Below are 4,501 nucleotides of genomic sequence, written 5' to 3' on the forward strand. Positions count from 1 at the left end.
CGGGGGTCTGCGTCATCCCACCGGGTGACCGGCAGCGACGCCTTGTGCGGAGCGGCCCGTCAGCCGCCGTAGAGGTTCGTGCGGGATTCCAGCGCCCGGCGGGTGTCGTCGCCGTACACACCGGACTCGTCGCCCTGGACGCCGTACCAGAGCTGGAAGCGTGCCACCGCCGCGGTGAGGACCGAGTCGTAGCGGCCGTCGGTGGAGCCGTCGCGGTAGACGTCCGGGATGCGCAGCAGGCGTTCCTGCAGTTCGGTGACCTCGGGGCCGCTGTCGCCCTCGCGCAGGGTCCCGGCCCCGTCGGGGTCGATGGCGCCCGCGGTGGCGGTGGCGTCGGCAGTGGCGGGGGCGGGGGCGGTCGCCGGCGGCCTCGACGGCCGGCTCACCGTGGCGGCGTCTCCCCGGCCGGGCAGCAGCAGGGCGCAGCCGAAGCCGACCAGTGCGGCCGCGGCCACGGCGACCACGACGGAGGCCCGGCGCAGCCCGGAGCCGGAACCGAAGCGGCCGTCGTCCGCCGTCGCGCGCGGGTCTTTGGAGACGGGAGGCAGTTCCCGGGTCTCGTCCTCGGCGTCGTCGTGCCACCGCTCGGGCGCGACGGCCTCGTAGCCTTCCGTGCCCTGCGCGTCCTGCGCGTCCTCCGCGTCCTGGCGCATCTCCCGCATCAGCTCGGCGAGCGCGTCGAACTGGCGGAGGCGCAGGACTCGGACGGGTTCCAGGACCGGGCCCGGGTGCGGCTGCTCAGGGTCGGGCGGTGTCGACACGCTGCTCTCCTTCCGCGGTCCCCGGGGAGAGATACGGAAGCGGCGGCCCGCCGGTTCAGCGCCGGGCCGGGCCGGACCCGTCCCGGACGAAGCGCTGCAGCGACTCCGTCATGGCGGTGACGAAGGCCTCCCGGGCCTCCTCCGTGAGGGCGTCGAGGGACAGATAGGGGTTGAGGTCCTCCAGTTCGACCAGCAGGAGACCGCCGCCGGGGGCGCGGCAGGCGTCCACCCGCTGGATGCCGTGCTCGATGCCGTTCCAGTCGATGAAGCGCCGGGCGAACTCCAGGTCCTCGGGGGTCGGCTCGTAGGGCTCGAGCTTCCAGCGCCGGTCGGGGTCCGGCGCGTACAGGGCGTACTGGAAGCCGTGGTCGACGAAGTAGAACGACACCTCGTACGCGAAGTCGACGCACGGCTGGACGAGCACGCTCCCGTCGGCCAGGGCGGCCAGCCGGTCGGCGGTGACGATCTCCAGGCCTATCGAGTCGGCGCCGAGCCTGGGCTTGACGACGTACCGTTCGGCGGCGGGCAGCCGGTGCAGGTCCTCGGTCCGGTCCACCGCGGGGATGACGGGGAAGCCCGCCGCGCTCAGGTCGAGGAGGTACTGCTTGCCCGCCATGTCCGCCCGGCCGGTGAGCTGGTTGTACACCCGTGTGCCGCTGCCGAGGGCACGGGCGCGGAAGGCCTCGTAGTCCTCCTGGTACGCCAGAACCGGACCGCTGTTGCGGACCACGACGGCGTCGAACGCGTCCATGAGGCCGGCCGCGGCCGACGGATGGCACAGGGCCAGGTCGAAGTGTGCGCCGAGCCGGGAGGTGAGGAAGATGTCCTCGTCGCAGTAGCGGCGCCCGCGGGCCCGGTACGCCAGGTCGGTGACGTAGAGGATGCGGGGGCGGGCTGCGGACATGCGGGATCTCCTCGGGCGGCGGGATGTGCGGAAAGGTTACGTCGGGCGCGGGCGGCTCTCGCCGGGGCCCTGGGCCTTCGCACAATTTGGGCCCGAACGATCACCCATGGCCGGGGCCCGCCCGTGCGGTGTCCCGCTCATCGGCCCGAAGGAGCGCCCGTGCCCGGCCGGCGATCCATCACCGAAGCCGAGCGGCTCGCCTCGGAGAAGCTCGGCGGCATTCCGGTCCGCCGGGACCAGATGGCCGCCGTGGCCGATGTCCACCGGGCGGCCTCGGCGGTGCGGCAGCACCTGGAGAACTCCGTGCTGCGCGGCTCCGGCCTGACCTGGACGGCGTTCGTCGTGCTGTGGGTGGTGTGGGTGTGGGGCGAGTCGGAGACCCGGCACGTGGCGGAGGGGGCCGGGATCTCCAAGGGCACGCTCACGGGCGTGGCACGCACCCTGGAGTCGCGCGGGCTGCTGAGCCGGGCCGGGCATCCGGACGACGTCCGGCTGGTCGTGCTGAGCCTGACCGACAAGGGCGAGGAGCTGATGCAGCGCGGTGTTCCCGCAGTTCAACGAGGAGGAGGCGTTCGTCACCGGGCGGCTCGACGACGCCGAGTGCCGCAGCCTCGCTCAGGGGCTGCGCAGGTCGTCCTCCAGGTGGAGGAGCACGGCGAGCGCCGACGCCGGGAGCTGGGCGGCGCCGAGCCCGCTCCCCGGCGCAGCGGGCGGCGGCCCAAGGAGTGACCTCGAAGGACGTGGTCACGGCCGGGTGCCTGCGGCCCGGACCAGGGCGTCGAACAGTGCCTGCTGGGTGGGGTCCTGGTGCGCCGTGTCCTCCGGGTGCCGCTGCACGGCCGTGAACCAGCCCGGGGCGGCCGAGTCGCCCGCCGGAACAACGCCCCGTGACCTTCGGCAGGGGCAGCCCCCGTCTGCGCCCGGGCGACCTGCTTGCCCGCACCCAGATCGGCATCATGTTCGGGGAACCGATCCCCCGGCCCGCGGACATCCGTCTCTCCCGAGAGGTCCCGCGCGTCCGCTCGGACCTCGTCAACGGCATCGAGCGGCTCCCGGTGGAGGTGACCCCGGCCTGAGGGGCGACAACGGAAAGCACTCAGTTCCCCCTACACCCTGCACTGAGTGCCAGATCCACCGGCCGAGTGCTACGTTCGCGTCCATGAGCACCAGCAGCGCGGCACCGTCCGCGAAGCCGCCCATGCGGGACGCCCTGGTCGCGGCGGCCTTCCAGCTCTTCCTGGAACGCGGCTACGAACAGACCACGGTCGACGACATCGTGGCACTCGCCGGGGTCGGAAGGCGCTCGTTCTTCCGTTACTTCCCCTCCAAGGAGGACGTGGTCTTCCCCGACCACGAGCGCTGCCTGGCCGACATGACCGCCTTTCTGGCGGCGAGCGGCGCGGACCACGAGCCGGTACGGCGGGTCTGCGACGCGGCCCGGCTGGTGCTGCGGATGTACGCCGAGAACCCCACCTTCTCGGTGCAGCGCTACCGGCTCACCAAGCAGGTGCCGGGGCTGCGCGCGTACGAGCTGTCGGTGGTGTGGCGCTACGAGCGCGCACTGGCCGAGTACCTGCGCGGCCGGTTCGCCGGCCGGCCCGACGGGACACTCCGGGCGGACGTGATCGCGGCCGCGGTGGTCGCGGCGCACAACAACGCACTGCGCTCCTGGCTGCGTTCGGACGGCGAGGGCGACGCGGGCGCCACGGTGGACCACGCGCTCGGCTATGTGCAGTCCGCCTTCGGCGCGCCCGGCGCGCAGGCGCCCGCCGGACCGCGCCCCGAGGCCCCGGTCCGCACGGTGCGTCTCGAGGGTCCCGGGCAGCCCGAGGACGTGGTCGTGCTCGTCTCCCGGCGCGGGGTCCCGCTGTGGCGCATGGTGCGGGAGATCGAGTCCGCGCTCGGCGCCGACCGCCGCGACTGAAAATCCGGGTACGGAGTACCTTTACGAGTGGCACTGAGTGCCATACTCTGTGGGCGTGCACGGTGGCACGGTGAGCCGCACTCGCGTGCACGGCCCGCGCGCCTGCACGCGGGATTCCGGCCGAGCGCAGGGAGTTGACCAGCGTGTACCACCACTCAGGGAGCGCCGTTCGTCCGGCGGCCGGCTCCGCGACGGGCGTTCTCGACCCCGGGACGGCCGCCGCCAAGGACGCCATCGTCTACCAGCGCTGCACCTGGTGCGGCACCGCCATGTACCACCGGCTGCTGTGTCCGGTGTGCCAGGGCAGCGAGCTGCGCACGGAGCGCAGCGAGGGCACCGGGACGGTCCGGCACTCCACCGTGGTGCACCGCAACACGCCCGCCGCGCGCAATGTGTCGCTGATAGAGATGGCCGAGGGATTCGTCGTCCGGGGCCGGGTCATGGGCCCGCCGGTGGGGATCCACAGCGGCGATCGTGTGCGGCTGTCCACGGCCGAGGATCCGGTCCGGGGCGAGCCGGTCTTCCAGCTGCTCGACGAGCCGTACCGCGCCTGGACCTGACGGTCCGTTCCCCCGGCCCGCCGGCAGGTCCGGATGTCGCCGACTTCCCCACCGGTCTCGGCCATAGTCCGCGTTCACCCCGCCCTCACAGGCAACCCACAGACACTCCTTCCCGTCCTCCGGGGCGCGAGGGACCCCCGGGACGGCCGGGGTGTCCGGACTCGCGGCCCAAGGAGGGGAAACAGTGGTCCGTGCCCGGCGAATATGGGTCACCGCCGCCGCGGTTCTGGCGGTGGGGGCGGCGGCGCCGGGGGGGTGGTGGGGGGCCCCAACCCCCCCCCCCCCCCCCCACGCAGCGCCCGCGGCACACCCCCGCCATGCGCGCCGCCGGGGGGCCGAGCGCGCGACCCCC

Annotated in this window: 4 protein-coding genes and 3 pseudogenes; 4 read left to right on the top strand and 3 right to left on the bottom strand. The window is 73.7% G+C overall.

Features of this window, described 5'->3' with window-relative positions:
- Positions 1-59: 59 nt before the first annotated feature.
- Complete coding sequence (locus ACFW2E_RS42125; protein ID WP_384476041.1) at positions 60-761, bottom strand: peptidoglycan-binding protein; 702 nt, start codon at positions 759-761, stop codon at positions 60-62.
- Between the two features lie 55 nt (positions 762-816).
- Positions 817-1,665 (bottom strand): hypothetical protein, encoded by an 849-nt coding sequence (locus tag ACFW2E_RS42130; RefSeq protein ID WP_384476044.1) that lies wholly within the window; start codon positions 1,663-1,665, stop codon positions 817-819.
- 159 nt (positions 1,666-1,824) lie between these two features.
- On the opposite strand from ACFW2E_RS42130, the pseudogene ACFW2E_RS42135 reads away from it, so the two are divergent.
- Positions 1,825-2,394, top strand: a pseudogene (locus tag ACFW2E_RS42135) (MarR family winged helix-turn-helix transcriptional regulator).
- 15 nt (positions 2,395-2,409) lie between these two features.
- On the opposite strand, the pseudogene ACFW2E_RS42140 reads toward ACFW2E_RS42135, so the two are convergent.
- Positions 2,410-2,523: pseudogene (locus ACFW2E_RS42140) on the bottom strand (gamma-glutamyl-gamma-aminobutyrate hydrolase family protein); the annotation flags it as partial.
- Between the two features lie 29 nt (positions 2,524-2,552).
- Between ACFW2E_RS42140 and ACFW2E_RS42145 the strand changes: the two are divergent.
- The 3 genes and pseudogenes from ACFW2E_RS42145 to ACFW2E_RS42155 all read left to right on the top strand — a co-directional run.
- Positions 2,553-2,741 (top strand): annotated as a pseudogene (locus ACFW2E_RS42145) (cytochrome P450); the annotation flags it as partial.
- A gap of 83 nt (positions 2,742-2,824) precedes the next feature.
- Positions 2,825-3,589, top strand: coding sequence for a TetR family transcriptional regulator (locus tag ACFW2E_RS42150; protein ID WP_384476047.1), 765 nt, complete (start codon positions 2,825-2,827; stop codon positions 3,587-3,589).
- Positions 3,590-3,732: 143 nt separating this feature from the next.
- A complete protein-coding gene (locus ACFW2E_RS42155) occupies positions 3,733-4,149 on the top strand; it encodes a Zn-ribbon domain-containing OB-fold protein (RefSeq protein WP_384476050.1) in 417 nt (138 codons plus the stop codon).
- Positions 4,150-4,501 lie beyond the last annotated feature (352 nt).

The sequence above is a fragment of the Streptomyces sp. NPDC058964 genome (genome assembly GCF_042741275.1).
Classification (GTDB): domain Bacteria; phylum Actinomycetota; class Actinomycetes; order Streptomycetales; family Streptomycetaceae; genus Streptomyces.